The organism is Catenuloplanes nepalensis (genome assembly GCF_030811575.1).
Taxonomy (GTDB): Bacteria; Actinomycetota; Actinomycetes; order Mycobacteriales; family Micromonosporaceae; genus Catenuloplanes; species Catenuloplanes nepalensis.
Window position 1 is genome coordinate 9,068,792 of record NZ_JAUSRA010000001.1, and the last position, 20,351, is coordinate 9,089,142.

16 protein-coding genes are annotated in these 20,351 nt (G+C 72.9%); 5 read left to right on the forward strand and 11 right to left on the reverse strand.

What is annotated here, in order from left to right; all coding sequences use genetic code 11:
* Positions 1-89: 89 nt before the first annotated feature.
* Positions 90-1,727, reverse strand: a complete 1,638-nt coding sequence (locus J2S43_RS39540; RefSeq protein WP_306838287.1) for a Na+/H+ antiporter — start codon at positions 1,725-1,727, stop codon at positions 90-92.
* 138 nt (positions 1,728-1,865) lie between these two features.
* Entirely contained in the window at positions 1,866-5,957 is a 4,092-nt protein-coding gene (locus J2S43_RS39545; RefSeq protein WP_306838290.1) for a chemotaxis protein CheB, read from the reverse strand.
* 85 nt (positions 5,958-6,042) lie between these two features.
* Here J2S43_RS39545 and J2S43_RS39550 point away from each other — a divergent pair, with 85 nt between their 5' ends.
* On the forward strand, positions 6,043-6,264 hold the full coding sequence (locus J2S43_RS39550) for a hypothetical protein (RefSeq protein WP_306838292.1): 222 nt from the start codon (positions 6,043-6,045) through the stop codon (positions 6,262-6,264).
* Positions 6,265-6,343: 79 nt separating this feature from the next.
* Here J2S43_RS39550 and J2S43_RS39555 read toward each other — a convergent pair whose 3' ends face one another.
* Positions 6,344-8,197: a CheR family methyltransferase gene (locus J2S43_RS39555; protein ID WP_306838294.1), complete on the reverse strand. Its 1,854-nt coding sequence runs from the start codon at positions 8,195-8,197 to the stop codon at positions 6,344-6,346.
* Between the two features lie 126 nt (positions 8,198-8,323).
* Between J2S43_RS39555 and J2S43_RS39560 the strand changes: the two genes are divergently transcribed.
* Positions 8,324-9,334: a chemotaxis protein CheB gene (locus J2S43_RS39560; protein WP_306838296.1), complete on the forward strand. Its 1,011-nt coding sequence runs from the start codon at positions 8,324-8,326 to the stop codon at positions 9,332-9,334.
* 8 nt (positions 9,335-9,342) lie between these two features.
* Here the strand turns inward: J2S43_RS39560 and J2S43_RS39565 are convergent, their stop codons facing one another.
* Positions 9,343-9,729: a hypothetical protein gene (locus J2S43_RS39565; protein WP_306838297.1), complete on the reverse strand. Its 387-nt coding sequence runs from the start codon at positions 9,727-9,729 to the stop codon at positions 9,343-9,345.
* Between the two features lie 84 nt (positions 9,730-9,813).
* Here J2S43_RS39565 and J2S43_RS39570 point away from each other — a divergent pair, with 84 nt between their 5' ends.
* Positions 9,814-10,548, forward strand: coding sequence for an STAS domain-containing protein (locus J2S43_RS39570; protein ID WP_306838299.1), 735 nt, complete (start codon positions 9,814-9,816; stop codon positions 10,546-10,548).
* Between the two features lie 63 nt (positions 10,549-10,611).
* Here J2S43_RS39570 and J2S43_RS39575 read toward each other — a convergent pair whose 3' ends face one another.
* Positions 10,612-11,016 (reverse strand): STAS domain-containing protein, encoded by a 405-nt coding sequence (locus tag J2S43_RS39575; RefSeq protein ID WP_306838301.1) that lies wholly within the window; start codon positions 11,014-11,016, stop codon positions 10,612-10,614.
* A 491-nt stretch (positions 11,017-11,507) separates the two neighbouring features.
* On the opposite strand from J2S43_RS39575, the gene J2S43_RS39580 reads away from it, so the two are divergent.
* Entirely contained in the window at positions 11,508-12,452 is a 945-nt protein-coding gene (locus J2S43_RS39580) for a helix-turn-helix transcriptional regulator (RefSeq protein ID WP_306838302.1), read from the forward strand.
* 16 nt (positions 12,453-12,468) lie between these two features.
* Here J2S43_RS39580 and J2S43_RS39585 read toward each other — a convergent pair whose 3' ends face one another.
* On the reverse strand, positions 12,469-13,455 hold the full coding sequence (locus J2S43_RS39585; RefSeq protein WP_306838304.1) for a helix-turn-helix transcriptional regulator: 987 nt from the start codon (positions 13,453-13,455) through the stop codon (positions 12,469-12,471).
* Between the two features lie 171 nt (positions 13,456-13,626).
* Entirely contained in the window at positions 13,627-14,052 is a 426-nt protein-coding gene (locus J2S43_RS39590; protein WP_306838307.1) for an ATP-binding protein, read from the reverse strand.
* Positions 14,053-14,353: 301 nt separating this feature from the next.
* Here J2S43_RS39590 and J2S43_RS39595 point away from each other — a divergent pair, with 301 nt between their 5' ends.
* On the forward strand, positions 14,354-15,046 hold the full coding sequence (locus J2S43_RS39595) for a GAF and ANTAR domain-containing protein (protein WP_306839760.1): 693 nt from the start codon (positions 14,354-14,356) through the stop codon (positions 15,044-15,046).
* Between the two features lie 374 nt (positions 15,047-15,420).
* Here the strand turns inward: J2S43_RS39595 and J2S43_RS39600 are convergent, their stop codons facing one another.
* The 4 genes from J2S43_RS39600 to J2S43_RS39615 form a co-directional block, all read right to left on the reverse strand.
* Entirely contained in the window at positions 15,421-15,876 is a 456-nt protein-coding gene (locus tag J2S43_RS39600) for an STAS domain-containing protein (RefSeq protein ID WP_306838309.1), read from the reverse strand.
* A 231-nt stretch (positions 15,877-16,107) separates the two neighbouring features.
* The gene (locus tag J2S43_RS39605; RefSeq protein WP_306838311.1) at positions 16,108-16,557 is read right to left on the reverse strand and encodes a SitI3 family protein; all 450 of its coding nucleotides are present in this window, start codon (positions 16,555-16,557) and stop codon (positions 16,108-16,110) included.
* A gap of 24 nt (positions 16,558-16,581) precedes the next feature.
* Positions 16,582-16,956 (reverse strand): CdiA C-terminal domain-containing protein, encoded by a 375-nt coding sequence (locus J2S43_RS39610; protein WP_306839762.1) that lies wholly within the window; start codon positions 16,954-16,956, stop codon positions 16,582-16,584.
* 730 nt (positions 16,957-17,686) lie between these two features.
* On the reverse strand, positions 17,687-20,347 hold the full coding sequence (locus tag J2S43_RS39615) for an AAA family ATPase (RefSeq protein ID WP_306838313.1): 2,661 nt from the start codon (positions 20,345-20,347) through the stop codon (positions 17,687-17,689).
* Positions 20,348-20,351: the final 4 nt, after the last annotated feature.

A 20,351-nucleotide genomic window follows, 5' to 3' on the forward strand; every position in this document is an offset into this window, starting at 1 on the left:
GCGTGATCAGCAGTCCGGCCTCCGGACGCGGGCGTTTCATCGTTCCCCTGCGCAGGGCCTTGATGCTGGAGATCCTGAGGTCGGGCGCCTCACCGGCGGGCCGGCCGGTCCGGCAGCAGGCGCTCCTCATGGTCCAGTTCGCGTTCCAGCACGCGCAGGCCCTCGTCGGACAGCTGCCCGGCGTCGCGCCATCGCAGCATCTCGTTCCGCTGGGCGTCCAGCGCGACTCGGCGCACGTGCAGCGCGGCCTCGTACCGGGGTGAGATCGGCGGGCCCTCCGAGTCGGCCGAGCGCAACAGCACGAGCCGGTCCCGGTATCGGCGCAGCCGAGCCTGGAGCTGCTCGCGCATCGTGTCGATCACGTGGCCCTCGATGTCGTCGTGCTCCTGTCCCTCCAGGTCGTCGAGCGCGTCGAGCGCGGCCCGGATGGACGCCGATCGCGCCTCGTTGCGCAGCCGGGCCTGATCGTTCTCGTCCGCGTGCAGCCCGAGCACGCGAACCATCGGCGCGAACGTCAGGCCCTGCCCCACCAGGGTGACCAGCACGACGACGAACGTGCAGAAGAGCATCAGGTCGCGGGCCGGGAATCGCGCACCGGTCTCGGTGACCAGCGGCAGCGTGAAGATCGCCGCGAGGCTGATCACGCCGCGCGTGCCGGCCCAGCTCAGGATGACGATCTCCCGGCCGGTCAGCCGCGCGGGCTCCACTCCGGCCGCACCCCAGCGGCTGCGCAGCACCCCGGGCAGCAACAGGGTCAGCAGGAGCCACAGCGGCCGCAGCAGCAGGACCACGCCGACGGTGACCGTGACCGCGACGACGACCGTGCCGGTGTCGTACCCGGCGAGCCCGCGCAGAACCTCCGGCAGTTGCTGGCCGATCAGCAGGAACACGAAACCCTCGAGCAGGAAGTCGACCAACCGCCAGACCGCGCTGGTCTGCAGCCGGCCCGCGCTCGAGGCAGACCGCGGCCGGTGATGCCCGACGATCAGACCGGCGACGACCACCGCCAGCACACCGGAGACGTGCGCCCGCTCCGCGAGCAGGTAGGCGGCGAACGGGGTGGCCAGCGAAACGGCGTTCGCCAGCATCGGATCACCGCTGAGCGGCCGGGACAGCAGGCGGACGGCGAACGCGACCAGTACCCCGACGGCGGCTCCACCCGTGGCCATGATCAGGAACTGACCGAGCGCGGACGGCGCGGAGAACCCGTCGCCCGTGGCCGCCGCGACCGCGACGCTCAGGATGGTGAGCGCGGTGGCGTCGTTGAGCAGGCCCTCGCCCTGGATCAGGGTGACGATCCGGGGCGGCAGCCCCACCCGGCGTCCCACCGCCAGTGCGGCCACCGGGTCGGGAGGCGCGACCGCGGCGCCGACCGCGATGCCGGCGGCCAGGGTGGCCCCGGCGACGAACCACGCGAAGCCCAGGCCGATCAGCAGCGACGTGAGCAGGACCAGGACCACCGACAGGTTCGCCACGGTACGCAGGTGGCGCCGGATCGCCAGCATCGAGGAGTCCAGGGCGGCGCTGTAGAGCAGCGGTGGCAGGACGAAAGTCAGGATGATGTCCGGATCGAGCGTGATGTTGGGACCCGGCAGCAGGGCGTACCCCACGCCGACGACCGGCAGCAGCGCGGCTGCGGGCAACCCGGTCCGATCGGCGGCCCACCGCACCATCCCGACCACCGCGACGGTTACCAGAACAAAAATCAGAATCGACTCGACGTCCACCGGATCATCCTCGTGGAGAGCAAACGGGTGGAGTTCGACATCGCTCGAGTGTTGGTCTCGGTGGCGTCGTAGCCACAGCCGAGTGAGTGCAGCACGCCGTACAGCGTCAGCAGGCTCTTTTGGGTATGGGGTGGCGCATCAGCCGCGTCCGAGGTCGGTGTTCATGCCCAGCCAGCCGCGGACGGTGCCGTCGGCGTGGCGCAGGGGGATGGCGCGGACGTGGGTCAGGTGCCAGCCCCCGCTGGCGGCGTGGCGCAGCCGGAACCGTGTGTCGACCGGGGTTCCGGCGGTGACGGCGTCCTGCCACTGACGTACCGCGTGGGCGCGGTCGTCGGGATGCACGGCGTCGACCCAGCCCCAGCCGGTCCACTCGTCGACCGTCTGTCCGGTGAACGCGCGCCACGACGGTGAGTCCTCGACGACCCGCCCGTCCGCGTCCGTGGTCCAGACGGTCTGCCCGACGGCCTCGGTCAGGGTGCGGAACAGGTTCTCCAGCTGGGCGGTCCGCTCGGCCAGCGCGGCGGTGGCGGCGCTCTGCTCGGTGACGTCGACGGACACCCCGACGTGGCCGAGAAAGGTGCCGTCGGCACCGAACAGGGGCGAGGCGTAGTTGTCGAACGTCCGCCACGAGCCGTCGAAGCGGCGGAGCCGGTTGCGTTCGTCCCAGGGCACCCGGTCACGGACCGCGGTGAGGTACCCGGCGACGTATGCGTCCGCCTCGTCCGGATGCACCAGCGCCTGCCAGCGCTCACCGCTGATCTCGGAGCCGGGCAGGCCGGTGAAGTCGCGGAAGCAGCGGTTGGCGAAGACGTTCTCGCCGCGGGCGTCGTTCTGCCAGATCAGCGCGGGAACGGCGTCGGCGACGGTACGGAAGCGCCGCTCGGACTCCCGCAGCGCCGCCTCGGCGCGGGCCTGCTGAAGGAATGCCCAGGTGCGGGCGGCGGTCTCCTCGACCAGCGCGATCTCGTCCGCCGTCCATTCCCGGGGTTTCTCCTGCAGCACGGCCACATGTCCCAGCCAGCGCCCGTCGTGGACGAGCGGGACCTCCACGACGGCGCGCGCACCGACCGACAGCCACGCGGTCCGGCCGGCCTCGTCGATGTCGTGCGTGGTGACGTCCCGCACGACCAGCGTGATGCCCACGCCGAGCGTGCGGGCCAGGAGGCCGCCGCCCCACTGATCGAGTGGAAAACTCCCGAGGAACGACGTGCCGGCCGGGCCGTCCTCGGCACGTACGTGGATCGTGCCGGCCGCGTGATCGACCTCGGCGAAGTGGACGTTGTCCACGCGCAGTTGCCGGGCGAGCATGGAGACCGCCCGCTGCTGGATCACGGTGGGGTCCTCGCAGGACCGCAGGGCGTCGCTCAGCGCCAGCCGGTACGCGTCGGTCGCGGCGAGCCTGCGACGCATCCCGGCCACCTCCAGCTGGGCGGCCACGCGGGCGACCAGCTCGCGCGCGGTGAACGGCTTGACCACGTAGTCGTCGGCACCGGCGAGCAGTCCCTCGATGGCGGTCGCCTCACCGGCGCGGGCGGTCACCAGCACGACGGGTGTGCCGGCCAGCGCGGGGTCGGCGCGGATGGCGCTCAGCAGGCCGAAACCGTCCAGCGCGGGCATCATCACGTCGGCCAGCACCAGGTCCGGCGGCTCCCGGCGCGCCAGCGCGAGCGCCTCCTCACCGTCGCTCGCCGCGGTCACGTGCCAGGTGAAGCCCAGCAGCCGGGTCAGATAGTCGCGCATGTCGGCGTTGTCGTCGACGACCAGCACGCGGGCTCCGGCCATCCGTCCGGCCGGCAGGTCGCGGGGCTCGCCCGGCTCCTCCAGGCCGAGGGTGGCCTGATTGCGGCGGGCGTCCCACTGCAAGGCCTCGTGCGCCATCGCCGCGGCCACCTCGCCGGTGCGCGGCGCCGTCGCGCCGGGGTCGGTCACCCGGCGTCCGCCGAGCGGGATCCACACCGTGACCGTGGTACCGGCGTCCGCGGAGCTGGTCACCCGCACCCGCCCGTGGTGCCGCCGGACCAGCTCGTCGACCAGCGCGAGACCGATACCGCTGCCCTCATGGGTGCGTCCCCGGGTCTGCGGCACCCGGTGGAACCGCTTGAACAGGTGAGTCAGCTGGTCCCGAGGGATGCCCACGCCGGTGTCCCGGACGACGAGCTCGGCGTGCATCGGCAGCGCCCGCAGCGTGAGGCCGACGCCGCCCGTCCAGGTGAACTTGAGCGCGTTGGACAAGAGGTTGGAAACGATCTTCTCCCACATCTCCGGATCGACCCGCACCGGCCGGGGCAGCGCCGGTGCATCGACGGTGAGTTCGAGCCCGGCCGCCTCGGCGGCGCCGCGGAACATCGCCGCGATCTCGCCGGTCAACGCCGCCAGGTCGGTGTCGATGAACCTCGCGCGGAGCCGGCCCGCGTCGACCTCGGAGAAGTCCAGCAGCGTGCCGACCATCCGCAGCAGGCGGCGGGCGTTGCGCTGGGCGACCTGAAGCTCGGTGGCGACCTCGTCGGGCAGGTCGCCGGCGCGCCGCACCGCCTCATCCAGCGGACCGAGCATCAGGGTCAGCGGTGTGCGGAACTCGTGACTGACGTTGGAGTAGAACTCGGTCTTGGCCCGGTCCAGGTCCGCCAGCCGCTCCAGCCGCTGGCGTTCCAGGTCCCGGGCGCCGGCCTCGGCCAGGGCGACCGCGATCTGCCCGGCGGCCAGTTCGAGGAATGAGCGGTACGGCGCGTCGAGCGCCAGCCGCGGGCTCAGCCCGGCGATCAGCACACCCACCGGCGGGCCGTCCGCCACGCCGGGCAACGGCAGGACCAGCGCCTCCTCGGAGGTCTCCGGCCACGGGCCCGCGTGCAGCTCCGGCAGCCGCGCCCGTAGGTCATCGACCAGGGCCGGCCGGCCGCCGGTGAGGACCTGTCCCACCGGCCACAGCGGGTGCCCGCCGGCCGACGGGATCGTCCTCGGCGCGGTGGCGCCCTCGGCCTCGACGCCCACGGCGACCGCCAGTCCGGCGGTGCGGGCCGGCGTGCCGTCGTCGAGGTACACCAGCGCGAACGGCAGGTCGCGGGGGTTCTCGCCGAGCGCGTCACCGACCTCCTGGAGCACATCGTCACGGTCGGCCCCGGCGAGCCTGGTCAGCGCGTGCAGGACGGTCAACCGGCGCTGCGCCAGCACTCGTTCGGTTGTCTCGACCGACATGCCGAGGTAGCCGGCGACCACGCCGCCCTCGAACACCGGCGTGCATGAGCCGGTGAAGTACGCCTCGTCCCGGCGCCCGTCGCGGACCGACTCGATCAGCCTGTCCTCGTACCACCACGGCTCACCGGTGGTGAGAAGGCGGTCTATGTGCGACGCGCCGGCCTCCCGGTCCCGTGCCGGGGTGTCGCGTGCCGGCGCCCCCTGCATCGACGGGTCCGCGACGCGCGGCGCGTGCGCGTCGTTCGCGATCTGGATCTGCTCCGGGCCGAGCGCCAGCAGCATCGGCAGCGGCGAGGCGAGCACCAGCCGGACCAGTTCCCGTCGCTCGGCCGGCCAGCCGGAGACCGCGCCGAGGGCGGTGGCGGACCAGTCCATCGTACGAAGCCGGGCCCGGGCCGGCCCGGGCCCGGCGAACAGTTCCCGTGCCGCCTCGATCTCCGCGCGCGGCCGCGGCAGTGGCCGGCCCGCCACGACGTCGCGCACCACGGTCGCGATCTCGTGCAGTGGCAGCACCAGGTCCGCACCGGCCTCGGCCGCGGCACGGGGCATGGACGGCTGCTCGGCGGTGTCCTCGCTCTGCGCGATCACGATGCCGCCGGCCTGCTTCACCGCCCGGACCCCGGCGGCGCCGTCGCGGCCCATCCCGGTCAGCACCACGACCAGCGCACCCCCGCCGTAGGAGTCGGCCAGCGAGCTGAGCAGGGCGTCGTGCGGCCGGTCCCGGGCCTGCAGGTCCTCCCGGCCCACCACGCAGCTGCCGTCCGGGAGGATCTCCAGCCGGCGCCGGCCCGGCGTCACCCAAACGTGGCCGGGAAGCAGCGGTGCGCCGTCCCGCGCCCAGTCGATGTCATGATCGCTTCGCTGCCGCAGGATGGCTACCAGTTGACTGCCCTGGCTGCCCAGGTGTTGCTGCACCACCACCGGGACGGGGAGGTCCGCCGGCAGCCCGCGGAGCACGACCGTCAGCGCCTGGAGGCCGCCGGCCGACGTCACCAGCGCGACGACGCGGACCGATTCGCGTTGCGGTCGATCGTCCACTCTCGTACCTCCACCCGGCCGTCGGCGGTCGTCGTCTCCGAGCCTGTCCCCACCCATCAGACAACACCGGGCGGGATCAAGGGTGATGGAGGTGGACGGGCCGGCCGTCCTGTACCCATCGGAGGGGCACACCGGTAAGACGGAGGGATGCGGCGGCGCTCGCACGTTCCGTACCGACGGGCGGCACGGCCCGGCGATGACCAACGTGCGGCCCGCGGCGACGGTGGGCGAGTTACCGGCCCGGCCGGCCCGGGAGGACGCCGCCGGCCGCGCTCCACCGGATGATCCGCTGCTCGCCGGTGACTGATCCGGTGGCACGGCGATGCCGTGCCGCCCGCGACGATGAATCCGGCTCTCGGCGCGGGCGCCCGAACGGTGTTCCGCGGTCACTCGTCGTCCGCGGTCATGACCACGATGGCTCCGGTGGTCCGCGAGGCGTGGTCGAGCAGCGGCGCGAAGGCCACCTGGACCTTGATCTTGCGCCCGCGCCGGTTGACGGCCTCGACCGTCAGCTGCTCGCGGGAGAGGTCGCCGGACAGCACCGAGCGGAGCAGCGGCCGCAGGCCGTCGGTGGGCAGACCCATGTCCAGGTTCAGGAAGTGCTCGCCGAGGGCCTCCTCCTCGCGGAGGCCCCACAGGTCCTCGGCGCTGCGGTTCCACGCCTGCACCTGCAGACCGGGGTCGACGACGGCCACACCGGCCGGCAGGCTGGTGAGCAGGACCTGCAGGAACGACTTGGTGGTGTCGAGTTCGGCGGTGCGGTCCCGCAGGACGTTGTTGATCGTCTGCAGTTCGTCGTTGGTCGACTGGAGTTCCTCGTTGGTGGTCTCCAACTCCTCGTTGGTCGACTGGAGCTCCTCGTTGGTGGTCTCCAACTCCTCCACGCTGGACTGAAGCTCCTCGTTGGTGGTCTCCAGCTCCTCGTTGGTCGACTGGAGCTCCTCGTGCGCCGTCTCGGCCTGCCGGGTCGCCATGTCGAGCTCGGTCCGCAACTGCCGGGTCTCCGTGCGGTCCTGGAAGACCAGGGCGACACCGAGCAGGCTGGCGTCCGGGCCGGTCAGCGGGTTCACGTCCACCCGCAGGACCACCGCCTCCGAGCCCTGGCGGGAGTACTCGACGTCGGGCACGCGCACCGTGCGCCGCTCCACCTGCGCCTGGTCGATGTAGCCACGCAGCTCGGCCGGACGGTAGGACAGCTCGAGGTCGCGGAACGGCCGGCCCACATCGCGTGTGGACACGCCCAGCAGGGTCTCGGCCCGCCGGTTCGTCAGGGCGACCAGGCCGTCGGCGGTCACCACGACCTGCGCCACCGGGCACGTCGCGAAGGCCTCGTCGCGGAGGCGGTCCAGGCCGAGCAACTCGGCACCGTCCGGCAGCAGCACCCCGGCGGACGCGGACGCCGACGCCGACGCCGAAGCGCGCGGTGTCGAGGCCGGCACCTTGCGGAAGACGCGCCGCTTCAGATCCACGGCGGTGAACGTCTCACCGTGGCTGAGCAGCATCTCGGCCTTGCCCAGGAACAGCACGCCGCCGTCGGCGAGCGCGAAGTAGAGCCGTGACAGGATCCGCGACTGCGCCTCGGCGTTGAAGTACATCAACGCGTTGCGGCAGGTCAGCAGGTCCACGCGGGATATAGGTGCGTCCTGCATCAGGTCGTTGCGTCCGAAGATCACTGATCGGCGCATATCCTTGCGGAACACGTGCCGGCCGCCGGCGGACTCGAAGTAGCGCTGCCTCAGTTCCTCCGGGAGCCCGGCGATCTGACGGTCGGTGTAGGAGGCGAGCCGCGCCTCGGCCAGGGCCTCCTCGTCCACGTCGGTGGCGTAGATCTTGACCCGCTGCCGGAACTGCTCCACGCCGATCTGCTCGGCGAGCAGGATCGCGATCGTGTACGCCTCCTCGCCGGACGCGCACCCGGCGCTCCAGACCCTGATCGGCGCGTCCGGGGCCTTCCCGGCCAGCAGTTGCGGGACGACGTGCTCACGCAGGTACGCCCAGGCCTCCGGATCGCGGAAGAACCCCGTCACGTTGATCAGGATGGTGTTGAACAGCGCGGTGAACTCGTCCGGGTGAACCTGAAGGTAGTCGAGGTAGTCGCCGTAGCCGTGGATCTCGACCTGGGCCATGCGCCGGCCGACCCGGCGCATCAGACTGGCGCGCTTGTAGCCGGTGAAGTCGAATCCACGGGTCTCCTTCAGGTACGCCAACAGCGCCTCGAACTGCGGGTCCTCCGGTGTCACCTGGTCCTCCGAGCGTGCTGTCCTACCGTCGTGGTTACCGTACCCGCGGCCGCCGAGCCGTCGATTCGCCCGACCGCGCGCACCCAATGCGGGTTTACCACAGCAGGCGCGGGGCATCCGGGCGGGATGGCGGCCGACGCGACTCACCATCGGGACCTCGTGGTGCTCGGCGCCTCGGCCGGCGGGGTCGAGGCGCTCCGCGACGTGATCTCCGGCTTGCCCGCCGACCTGCCCGCGGCGGTGCTGGCCGTCCTCCACATGCCGGCGCGGGGTGACACTGTCCTCGCCGCGATCCTCGACCGCTGCGGGCCGCTACCGGCGCGACCCGCCCGGCACGGAGAGGCGTTGCTGCCCGGCCAGGTGTACGTCGCCGTCCCGGATCATCACCTGCTGGTCCGGGACGGGTGTGTCCAGCTCAGCCGCGCGGCGAAGCAGAACCGTGCCCGTCCCGCCGTCGACGCGCTGTTCCGGAGCGCCGCCCGGTGGAGCGGAGCACGTACCGTCGCGGCGGTGTTGTCCGGAAGTCTCGACGACGGGGCCGCAGGCCTGGCGGCGGTGGACGCGGCCGGTGGCGTCTGCATGGTCCAGGACCCCGCCGATGCGCTGTTTCCCGGGATGCCCCGGGCGGCGCTGGCCGTCGTCCCCGATGCCCTGGTGTGTGGTGCCGGCGCCATGGGGCAGCGGATCCGGGAGCGGGCCGCCGGGCACGTGGCCGTGCCCGCCACCCCGTTCAGCACGCAGGACCTCATCGTGGAGACGGACATGGCCGAGGACGGTTCGCACACCGACGCCGGGGAACGGCCCGGCCGGCCGGCCGCGCTCAGCTGCCCCGACTGCACCGGTGGAATGAACGTCGTGCAGACCGGCGCGGCCGTGCACTTCACCTGCCATACCGGCCACATGTGGTCACCGCAGTCCCTCCTCGCCGCACAGCAGGAGAGAGTGGAACAGGCGTTGTGGACGGCGGTGAGCATCATGGAGGAGCAGGCGAGCGTCCACGGTGACCTGGCCCGGCGTGCCGCGTCCACCGGTTCGGACGGGCTCACCGAGAAACACCAGCGCGCCGCCGCCGAGGAGATCCGGATGGCGGTCGGAGTCATCCGGAAACACTTCCCCGAGTACGTCCTACCGGTGTAGAGCCGTGGTCAGTCCGGCTCCTCGTCGGCCAGGCGCCGCGCCCTCACCGCCTCGCCGCGGTGCCGTTCCGCCGCGCGCCGATGTCTCTCCGCCTCCGCCGGGAAGCGCTGCGCCGCCTCGTCGTGAACCTGGGCCGCCTGCTCGTGACTCATCGCGGCATCACGATGCGCCTGGGTGGCCCGCGCGGCGCTCTGCCGCGCGCGTTCGCGAGCCCGGGCGAGGCGATCCTCATCCGACGGCGGCGCCCCCTCGGCGCCTCGATGGACCGCTTCGAGGTATTCACGCAGCTCGTCGACCCGGCGCCCGGCCTCCACGGCGCGGCGTGCGGCACGGTCCCCGCGGGTCCTCGCCTCCCGCGCCGACCGATCACGCTGCTGCTCGCCTTCCTCAGCCATGCAGCCATGGTCGCATCCGAGACCGGGGATACCCGGCGTGGCAGTCTCCAGCGAGGTCCGGCCGTGGCGAGTAACAATGGGAGGGTGCCTACGGTGCGATGCGATATCGAATCCGTCGGGACGCGCCTGCTGGTCCGCGTCCACGGCGAGCTGTCGATCGCCTCCGCCCCCGCGGTCCGCACCGCTCTCCTGAAGTGCCTGGTGGATCAACCAGACGCGGTCGTGGTGGACCTCGCGGAGACGGTCGTCACGGATTCCGCGGCGGTGTCGGTGTTCCTCGGGGCCGTGCGCCAGGCCTCGCTGTGGCCCGGCACGCCGTTGCTGCTGGCCGCACCCGGCCGGGAGCTGGCACGACTCCTCGCCAGGACCTATCCCAGGCTGGCGGTGCACCGCTCGGTGCAGGACGCTCTCGCCGCACCGCCACAGCAGCGCACGCCGATCATCAAGGACACGTTGCTCCCGGTCGGCGGGGCCGGCCGGCGGGCCCGAGAACTGGTCGCCGAGGCGTGTCTGAGCTGGGATCTGCCGCATCTGCTCGGCCCGGCGAGCGTGGTCGCCGTCGAGCTGGTCACCAACGCTGTCGTGCATGCGCAGACGATGATCGATGTCCGGATCACCCTGGGCCGCCGGTACCTGGTGGTGGCGGTGCGCGACGGCAGTGAGGCGGCGCCGGTGCTGCCGCCACCGGCCTCGGCGAACCCGGCCGACATGCGTGGGCTGCTGCTGGTGAAGGCCCTCGCGTATCGGTGGGGGACGTCCCCGCTGCAGGGCGGCAAGGTCGTCTGGGCGACGCTGCGGCGACACGAACCTTCCGACTGAGCACACGAGGACAGCGGCGTTACACGCTGAACGCCATCACCGGTCGTCGCGGGCGACAGCGTGTCAGCCGCGCCGGTGGTAACCGCTGTCCTGGGCGGCCTGCGGTTCGTCCTCGGACGGGCAGGGGATCTCGGCGACGCGCAGGACGTGGCGCACGGCCGGCTGCGGATCGCGGATGGTGAGCAGGCGCTGCTGGCCGGCTGCCCGCCGGTGACAGGTGAGCAGCGCACGGAGCCCTGCCGCGGAGATGAAGTCGATCCCGGCGAGATCGATCTGCAGGCGTGGCAGCGGCATGGCGTCCATCGCCTGCGTCACGGCGTGCACGAATCGGTCCGCGGTGTCGGCGTCCAGGTCGCCGGCGAACGCGATCCGGAGCGTGTCGCCCTCCTGGGTTATCGAGGTGCAGGCCAGCGGCGTAACGGGGTATGTCGTACTCTCCGGCGATTCGAACGCATGGAAGCTCGTCATCGGAATCCTGTCGGCTCTGCCGGTCGCCGGACCCTCGTGTCTGAAGATGGCCACCGGCGATGGAACGGCACGACCACGGCGTTCTCCGGCTCGGGCAAAAACCCGATCACCGCCGTCGCCGGACATCGCACACCGTCTCGAAACACTGAACTCCTGTCCGCCGAAGACGGACAACACAGGATGTGGGACAACACGGGATGTGGGACTACCGGTGGGGATACCACTCTGATACAGGATTCCAGTCCCGGCGGGCGCCCGGCAACGCCGGAAACGAAGTGCCGGGGCGCCGGGCACCGCGTGAACGAACCGCGACCACGCCGCGTGTGGGACGGTCCGGCCGGCGACATCGTCGGGATGACCCGATCGAGTTTCCGGCGGGGTGACCCGATCGAGTTTCGGCGTGCTCGGAGGGTCGTCCGGCACTACCGTGCAGGGGAGGGCCCGCCGTTCCGCGACACCCGGATCAACCGATTGAGGGAGGGTACGGTCCGATGCAGCCGATGATCTTCGACGGGCGCGACGTGAGCGAGGTCGAGCGGTTCATGGCCGCGTTCTACTCCCGGATGCGGGTCGGTGCCGTCGGCGAGGACACGCACACCCGGATCACCCGGGAGGTCATGACGCCGGAGGCCGCGTTCGACGAGCTCGACTACGGCTTCCACCTCGACTTCGACGCCGAGCCCCAGCCGTACCTGGTGCTCTGCGACGTCGTCACCAACTCGGTCCACCTGGACGGCGAGGACGGCGGCCAGACCTTCCGCGCCGGTGACTCGTTCCTGATCTGCCGGCCCGGCCTGCCGTACCGCGGTGTCGTGCACGCGGCGCGCCTGTCGCACCTCACCCTGCACCCCGACGTCCTCACCGAGGTGGCATCGAGCGTGGACGCGGCGGCCGCACCGGTCCGCGTGCTCGACCACCGTCCGGTGTCGCGCCGGGCCGCGATCGAGCTGCGAAGCGCCGTGGCGCACGTGCGGGAGGCCGTGCTGGGCGCGCCCGTGCCGCCGGGCGGCCTGGTGGTCTCCGCCGCGTGTCAGTACCTCGCGGCTCACATGCTCGACACGTTCCCGAACACCGCGGTGCTGACGCCCACCGCCGGGGACCGGCGCGACGCACGCCCGGACACGCTCCGGCGGGCTGTCTCGTTCATCGAGGCCGATCCCGACACCGCCCTCACCGTCGCCGACATCGCCCGTGCGGCGTACGTTACTCCCCGTGCTCTGCAGTTGACGTTCCGCCGCCATCTCGACACGACGCCGATGGCGTACCTGCGCCGGGTCCGGCTCGACCTGGCCCATGAGGATCTTCGTGCGGCCACGGACGGCGACGGCCAGACCGTCACCGCGGTCGCCGCGCGCTGGGGTTTCACCGGTTCACAGCTAGCCCAGCGGCATCGGGCGGCCTACGGGCAGACGCCCGGCCAGGCACTGCGCGGCTGAACGTCCACCGATCGTGTCAGTCGGCGCGCTCGGGGACGGCGGTGTCCTGCCGGCGCAGGGTGCGGCTCGGCGATTCGCCGTAGGCGTCCTGGTACTGCTCGGCGAAGCGATTGGTGCTGACACCCCAGCGCGCGGCGATGCCGGTGACGGTCTGCCCGTCGGTACTGGTGGCGGCGTGCAGACTCGCGTGCGCGCGGTCGAGGCGAACCCGGCGGAGGTGGGCCATCGGGGTGACCGCGAGGTGCCGCCGGAACGCCAGCTGCAGCATGCGCGGGGTGACGCGAGCGGCGCGGGCGATGTCGTCGAGGGTCAGGTCGAGGTCGGGATTCGCCTCGATGAAGGCGACGGCGCGCTGCACGGTGGACGGCGTGGTGTCGTGCCCCTCGGAGCCGAGCGGCGCGCGGACGGCCGTGTTCGGGTACGTGTGCAGCACGTTCGCGGCCAGGTACCGCACCGCGGCGGCGATCACCAGGGGTGACTGCGGTGCCGGGCCGGTGGCTGACACGTGGTCGCGCGCGTGGGCGACGGCCCGCTGCAGGCCGAGCGCCGCCTGCGGCGAGAACGGGCGGTGGTCCAGCACCCGGATCGGGCGGCCCGGATCGTCGCCGGCCGCGATCGCCGGGGTGAACAACGCGGGGTCGAGCAGCGTGAGACGCAGCCGGGCCGACCGGACCCTGCCGGAGTAGCGCAGACCGGGCCTGCCGAACAGGAACTGGTCGCCGGGTCCGAAGACGTCCCGGCCGCCCCCGGGTTCCTCGAGGTCGCGGTGGACGGCACCGGCGACGACGTCGCAGATGATCACGAACTCCTGGGCGGCGGCACGGTAGCCGAGGTCCGGGCCGCAGTCGAGGTCGTCGAAGGCGACGCCGGGCGCCATCACCCGGCGGGCCAGCCGGACGCGAGCGCGCCCGCCGGCGGCATCGAGGCGCATCGGCGAATATAGATCGCCCAGCGTCGCCTCGATGAGCGGGACGTCGCTGCTGTCGAAGGTCAGCGGCTCCATGATCGCTCCCTGGCTCGGTCGCACGCCGACCCATCTGAACACCCAGACTAGGGCAAGCGGGTCCGATCGGCATGTCCGGTCCCGGTGACACCGCGCAACGTGTCGCCACCGCCGTCATGGCCGAGGCATCCGTTCGGCGATGGGGAACTCCGCGGGCGGCGACGGGTTCCGTCATCCCGCCGGCGAGGCGGCCGGTGGCGAGGCGGTGATCTTCAGGGTCGCCCAGACGGTCTTTCCGGCGGCGTCGAGACGGTAGCCCCAGTCCGCGCTGACCGCCTCGATCAGGAGCAGGCCGCGGCCGCGCGCGGACGGTGCGGTCGTGTCGCGCCGGGGGATCGGCGGGAGGTAGCTGCCGTCGCACATCGAGAGGAGCAGGTGGTCCGGGAGGAGGGTCATCTTCAGCGTCATGATCGTGCCGGCGTGGTCCACCACGTTGCCGGCCAGCTCGCTGACGATCAGCGAGGCCGGCGCGACCACCTGCGGCAGGCCCCAGCACAGGCAGGCCTCGGTGACGATGTCGCGTGCGGCCAGGCACGCGCCGGTGAGCGGGAACAGGTCCTGAACGACGGGTGGCGGAGCGCGCTTCGGCTCCGTCACCGGTGGTCCCCGGTCCTCTCCGACACGTCCACGCCCCTTTCGTCGCCGAGGTGGCCGGATACCCCTCGGTGCCCGATGCAAACGGCCGGGCTGCGACGAGCCCGCGCGCGACGGTAAACTGCACCGATCTGTGGCGATGGCCCATCCGGCGTCGAACAGCGGCGCGGTGCCGGCTCTATGGACGGTGCCGGCTCTATGGACGGTGCCGGCTCTATGGAGATGAGGGCCGCAGTGATCCGCTCGACGGCCCCGGCCGAGGGCTCGACGCTAGGGCAGGAGATTCGTGGCCACCAGCGAACCGATGGACCCCGAGGCGGCGTTCGCGCAGCTCGCCCGGATCAAGCTGGGCGAGACCGATCTCGACGGCGTGCTGGGGACGATCGCCGGCCTCGCCCGGCAGGCCGTTCCGGGCGCCGACGAGGTGTCGGTGACGCTGGTGCGGGACCGGAAGGCGCAGACCGCGGCGTCCACCGGCGACCTGGCGCTCTACCTCGACGAGGTGCAGTACGCGCTGGGTAGCGGCCCCTGCCTGCACGCGGCCGCCACGGCCGGTGCGATGGTGCTGTCCCGGATCGCGACCGAGACACGCTGGCCACAGTGGACGGCGCGGGCGTCCGAGCTGGGCGCGGGCAGCTCGCTGTCGATCGGCCTGCCGGTGCAGGAGCGCACCACCGGCGCGCTGAACGTCTACAGCACCGCGCCGGAGGCCTTCGACGACTCGGCCGTGCAGGTGGCCGAGTCGTTCGCGGCGTACGCGGCGGTGGCGCTGGCCAACGCGCACCTCTACGACACCACCACGACGCTCGCTGAGCAGATGCGGGCCGCGATGGAGCACCGCGCGGTGATCGAGCAGGCCAAGGGCATCATCATGGCCGAGCGCCGGTGCACCGCCGACGAGGCCTTCCGGATCCTGGCCGGGCTCTCCCAGGACACCAACCGCAAGCTCCGCGACGTGGCCGCCGCCCTGGTCGCTCAGGCATCCCGGAGATCCTGAGCGACCTCCCCCGGGCAGCGACTGCGTGCGGCTGATCAGGTCGAGGGCGAGGTGGCGTACGGCCCGTGCTTGATCTGGCACTGCCACCCGTCGCCGGACCGCGGTCTCACCGGCCGCTGGTCACCGACGCGTAGCCGACCGCTGCGACCCGGGCCGTGGTCAGCGATGCGATGCTGCGGTCAGCGACGCGATGCTGCGGTCAGCGACGCGATGCTGCGGTCAGCGACGCGATGCCGCGGTCAGCGATGCGGGGCCGGCGAGGCCGGCCGCGACGCGAGAGTCGTCGTCGGCCCGGCCGGCCAGGGTGATGAGACGATCGCGCAGCGGCCGGCCCGGATGCGGCGACACGGCGACGACCCCCCCCGGGCCGGCGGTCAGCGGACGGCCGGGATCATGTGGTCCAGACCCGCGATTGTCAGGACCTGCTCCGTGACGCCGTGCACGCCGCGCAGCCGGAGCGTGTGCCCGAGCGCGGTGGCGTGCCGATGGGCCGCGACCAGCATGTGCACGCCCGCGGCACCGAAGAAGTTGACGTCGTGCATGTCCAGCCACGTGCTCGGGCACCCTTCGATCGCCAGGAAGAGAGCCTGCTCGACGAGGGGCGCGGTGTCCCGGTCCACGTCGCCGTCGACCGTCACCACGGCCACCGGGGCTCGGGTGTCCGCGGTCTCGCCGGTGAACTCGAGGGTGCGCGAGACGGTGGCTATCACCGTGTCGTGGAAGCCGGTGACCGTCGCGACGATCGTCTCGCCGGCCGGTGGGCGGCCGGAGCCGGGCATCGCCGGCCGATGTGATCGTGAGCAGGCCTGATGTGCCTTGGAGTCAGTCATGGGCGCACTTCTCCCGTCAGTGAAACGTGACGGGCTCGCGGCTTGACCCACCCCCACGATATGCCTCCGCCCGCCGGTGCGCCATCGACACCGCCGAGGGCGCACCGGAGCGGATGCGGGCCGGGGCACGCCGGCCGCGCCGGTCAGGTGGCCCGCCCTCGCCACCTCACGGTCTGATCAGGACCGTGAGCACGCTGCGGATCCGCGGGCTTCCGGGACCGGCGGAGAAGGTCAGCGGACCAGATCGTCCAGGCCGGCGTAGTGCTCCCAGAAGTCCGGGCGGCCGTGCTTGACCAGCACGCCGCCGAACCGCTTCAGCAGCAGCACGTCGTCGTTCTCGACCAGGACCGCGTCCTCGCCGCCGCCGGCCAGCACCCGCTGGACCACGGTGAGCATCGCGGCGAGCGGGCGGGCGAGTTGGTCCGTCGGGCCCAGGTCGAACATGACCAGTGAGTAGTCCGCCGGTTCCCACTCGAAGACGCCCATGTCCGAGTCGGCCTCGACGTAGCCGTTCTTCTTCCCGGTGAGCACGGTGAGGGCGAACCCGTGGCTGTCGTACAGGTCGGCGGTGGCCAGGCCGGGCCGCCCGGCCGGCCGCTGTGCCGGATCCGGCATCGCCCGTGCCGCCAGTTCCTCGGCGGAGAGCGCTGCGGCCAGGGTCAGGGTGTACTGGATTGCCATCGGTGTCGTGCTCCGTCGTCGCTGCTAGGGATAGATCTGGATGATGTCGCCGTTGCCGGTGAGGCCCTTGACCTCCTTCAGGTTGGCGATGGGCCAGTGGCTGAACTGGTCGCGGAGCGCCTCGACGCTGCCGTTCCAGCGTGTCAGATTGAGCGCGACCCGCTGGGTCTGCTCGGCGTCGATCTTCTTCTCGACCGCGCTGGCGATGTTGCGTTCGCTCCGGTTCTCGGTCGGCGAGTAGGCGTCGAAGACCTTGCCCTCGATCAGGTAGTCCGGCTTCTTGCCGGGGCGGACCGTGTCGCCGTGCTCCTGGGCGGCCTGGGCGATCTCCTGCTGGGTCGGGTTCTGGTGCGTCCGGTAGCCGCGGTCCGCGTAGGCGTCGGCCTGCTCGTTCTCCATCTCCAGGTCGCGGCGGTTCCGTTCGTTGGCGTCCGCGGGGATGGTGGTGCGCGGGCCGCTCGGCGAGCCGCCCTCCTCACCGGTCGCCTGCGTCAGATCCTCGCCCGCATCGCCACCGTCAGCGCCGTCATCGTCGCCGTCGCCGTCGCCGTCGCCGTCGCCGTCGCCGTCCTGCCCGTCGCCGTTGTCGTCGGGGTCGTCGCCTTCGTTGCCACGGTCGTCGGTTCCATCGCCGTTGTTACCGTCGTCACCGCCCCCGCCCCCGCCGCCGGAGTTGCCCCCGCCGCCGGAGTTGCCCCCGCCGCCGGAGTTGCCCCCGCCGCCGGAGTTGCCCCCGCCGCCGGAGTTGCCCCCGCCACCAGAGTTGCCGCCGCCGGAGTTGCCGTCGCCCCCGGAGTTGCCGCCGCCGGAGCCGGTGGGGGGCTGATCGACGGGCCGGCCGTCGTCCGGGAGACCGTCGCCCTTACCGGGGCCGCCGCTCGACGCCGCCCCCGGCCGTCCCTTGTGGGCGTTCTCCGCCGCGACCGTGTGCCCCTCGGTGATGCTGCGCACGCTGGTGGAGGCCGGCTGCCGCCGGGAGGACGGCGAGGAGGAGGTGCCGTCCCCGTCCGTCGTCGTGGTCGTGTCGGCGTCGCCGTGACCGCCACCCGGGCCCTTGGGCCTTGCCATCTCCACCCCCACCGTTCGCCGTTGGCGCTACCGATCATGCAACACGGCCGCACCGGGACGCTCAGGCAAGTCCAGGATGGTCGCGGAGCTGGGCGCGGGAGGTGATGCCGAGCTTGCGGAAGATGGTGCGCAGGTGGGCGTCGACCGTGCGCTTGCTGATGAAGAGCTGGACCGCGACGTCCTTGGACATGGCACCGGACGCGACCAGCCGGGCGACCGCGATCTCCTGCATGGTCAGCGTCTCGTGCGCCGGCCCGGTGGCGCGGGGCAGCGCGCGCTCCCCGGTCGCGCGGAGCTCGGTGGCGGCGCGGCGGGCGAACCCGTCGGCGCCGGCGGCGGTGAGCAGCTCGTACGCGGTGCGCAGGTGGACGAGGCAGTCCCGGCGGCGGTTGCGGCGCCGGAGCCACTCGCCGTACAGCAGGTGGGCCCGGGCCCGGTACGGCACCAGCGGGCTCTCCTCGAACAGCTCGATGGCCTCCCGGTAGTGGTCCTCGACGCCGGTCAGCAGCCCGCGTGCGGCCGCGGCGAGACCGAGCGCGGCCGGGATCCCGCTGGCCTCCGCACGCACGGTCAGCGCGTCCAGGCCGCGGGCGGCGAGGTCCGGCTCGTCGCACCGGACCGCGGCCTCGATCAGCTCGGGCAGGACCGCGCCGCTGAGGAACAGCTCGCCGTCCTCGACGCCGCGGCGGGCCGCGGCCAGCGCGGCGGGGTAGTCGGCCAGCCCGTTGTGCAGCACGGACGTGGTCCAGTGCACGTTGGTGACGCGGGCCGGGCCCTGGGTGGCGGCCTCGATCAGCGTCAGCATCTCGTCGCGGCGGCCGCGGTGCGCGGCCAGGTGCAGCCGGTGGTAGATGAGCGGGGTGCCGCCGGTGGCCTCGGCGACCGCCTCCTCCTCCGCGGTGACGGCGAGCGCCTGCCCGATGTCGCCGGTGAGCGTGGCTCCGACGACCTTCTGCGCGAGCCCGAGCCGCAGCATCGTCGGTGAGCCGGACTCGCGGCCCGTCCTGACCAGCCAGTCGGCGAGCGCGGCGAGCGTCTCCATGTCGTAGATCTCACCGGCGATCATCGACGCGAGCGCGGGGCGGCGGCTCCACAGCGGGGTGGCGAGCGCGGCGCGCAGCAGCGGGACCGCCGCGTGGTGGCCCTCGGTGGCCAGCACGGTCAGCGCGTCCAGGACGTCCGGCGACGTCGGTGGGGGAGCCTCCGCCCGTACCGTGGCCATGATTTTCTCGATCAGGCCGCCGGCGCGGCCGACGACCAGGCCCATCTCGACCGCGTCCAGGAAGCACTCCCGCGCGCGGTCCGGGTCCGACGCGGAGAGCCGGTGGGCCGCGCGCACCATCAGCGCCGGGCCGGTGTCGCCGTCGGAGCGGATGAACGCGATCCGGCCGCGCAGCACGTCGACGCGGGCGAGCCGTCGCTCGTCGAGCACGGCGGCGTCGATCGTGTTCAGCAGGTCCGCGGCCGCGTCCGTGTCGCCGGCGTCGATGTGCGCCTGCGCCGCGTCCAGTGTGCGGGCGATCCGCCGGCCGGTGTCCAGCGTCAGCGCGGCGGCACGTTCCAGGAACACCGCGGCCGCCGCGACGCCGCCCCGGGCCTGCGCGCGGGAGGCGGATCGTTCCAGGTCGTCAGCGACGTCGTCGTCCGGCCCCCCGCAGGCCTGCGCGCGGTGCCAGGCCCGCCGGTCCGGCGCCACGACCGGGTCGGTGGCCTCGGCCAGCGCGCCGTGCGCCGCGCGCACCTCGGCCGGCGGCGCGGCGCGGTAGACGGCGGATCGCGCCAGCGGATGACAGAACCGGACCCGGGTGCCGAACTCGGCGAGCCCGGTCCCGGCCGCCTCCGCGCCGGCCCGGGACACGTCGATGCCGAGGGTCCGGGCGGCCGGCCAGAGCAGGCCCGGGTCGCCGGTCGGGTCCGCGCTGGCCACGGTCAGCAGCAGCCGCGCTTCGTCCGGCAGACCGGTCAGCCGTGCCTGGAAGCCGCGCTCGATCAGGGTCGGCACCGAGGACGTCTCGGGCGGCGCGAAGCCACCGGCCCGGGGCAGTTCGAGCAGCGCCAGCGGGTTGCCGTTCGCCTCGGCGACGAGCCGGTCGCGGACGCGCTCGTCCAGCGGCAGCGGGCTGCGCGCGGCCAGCAGCTCGCCGGCGCTGTCGTCGCTGAGGCCGTCGACGGCCAGCGCGGGCAGCGTGTCCAGCTCGCCCGGCGTGCCGGGGACGCGCGCCGCGACCAGCACCGCGATCGGGTCGGCGGCGACCCGGCGGGCGAGGAACGCGAGCGCCCGGGTCGAGGCCGGGTCGAGCCACTGCGCGTCGTCGACCAGGAGCAGCAGCGGTGCGTCGCGCGCGGCGGCCGTCGCCAGCTCCAGCGCGGCAAGGCCGGTGCGCAGCAGGTCGGGGACGCCGGTGGCCAGCCCGAACGCGACCCGGAGCGCCTCGCGGTGCGGCTCCGGGATCACGTTCAGCGAGCCCAGGATGGGTACGCACAGCTGGTGCAGCCCGGCGAACGGCAGCTCCTGCTCGAACTCGGACCCGGTCGCGCGCGCGACCCGGAAGCCCTCCGCGGCCTCGGCGGCGTGGTCCAGCAGCGCACTCTTGCCGATCCCCGCCTCTCCGGTGAGCAGGAGCGCCCCGCCCCGGCCGGCACGAGCGCCGTCGAGCAGGGTGGCGACCCGCCGGTTCTCGGCGGCCCTGCCGACGAGGGGGTCCCGGTCATACGCGCGCATGTCG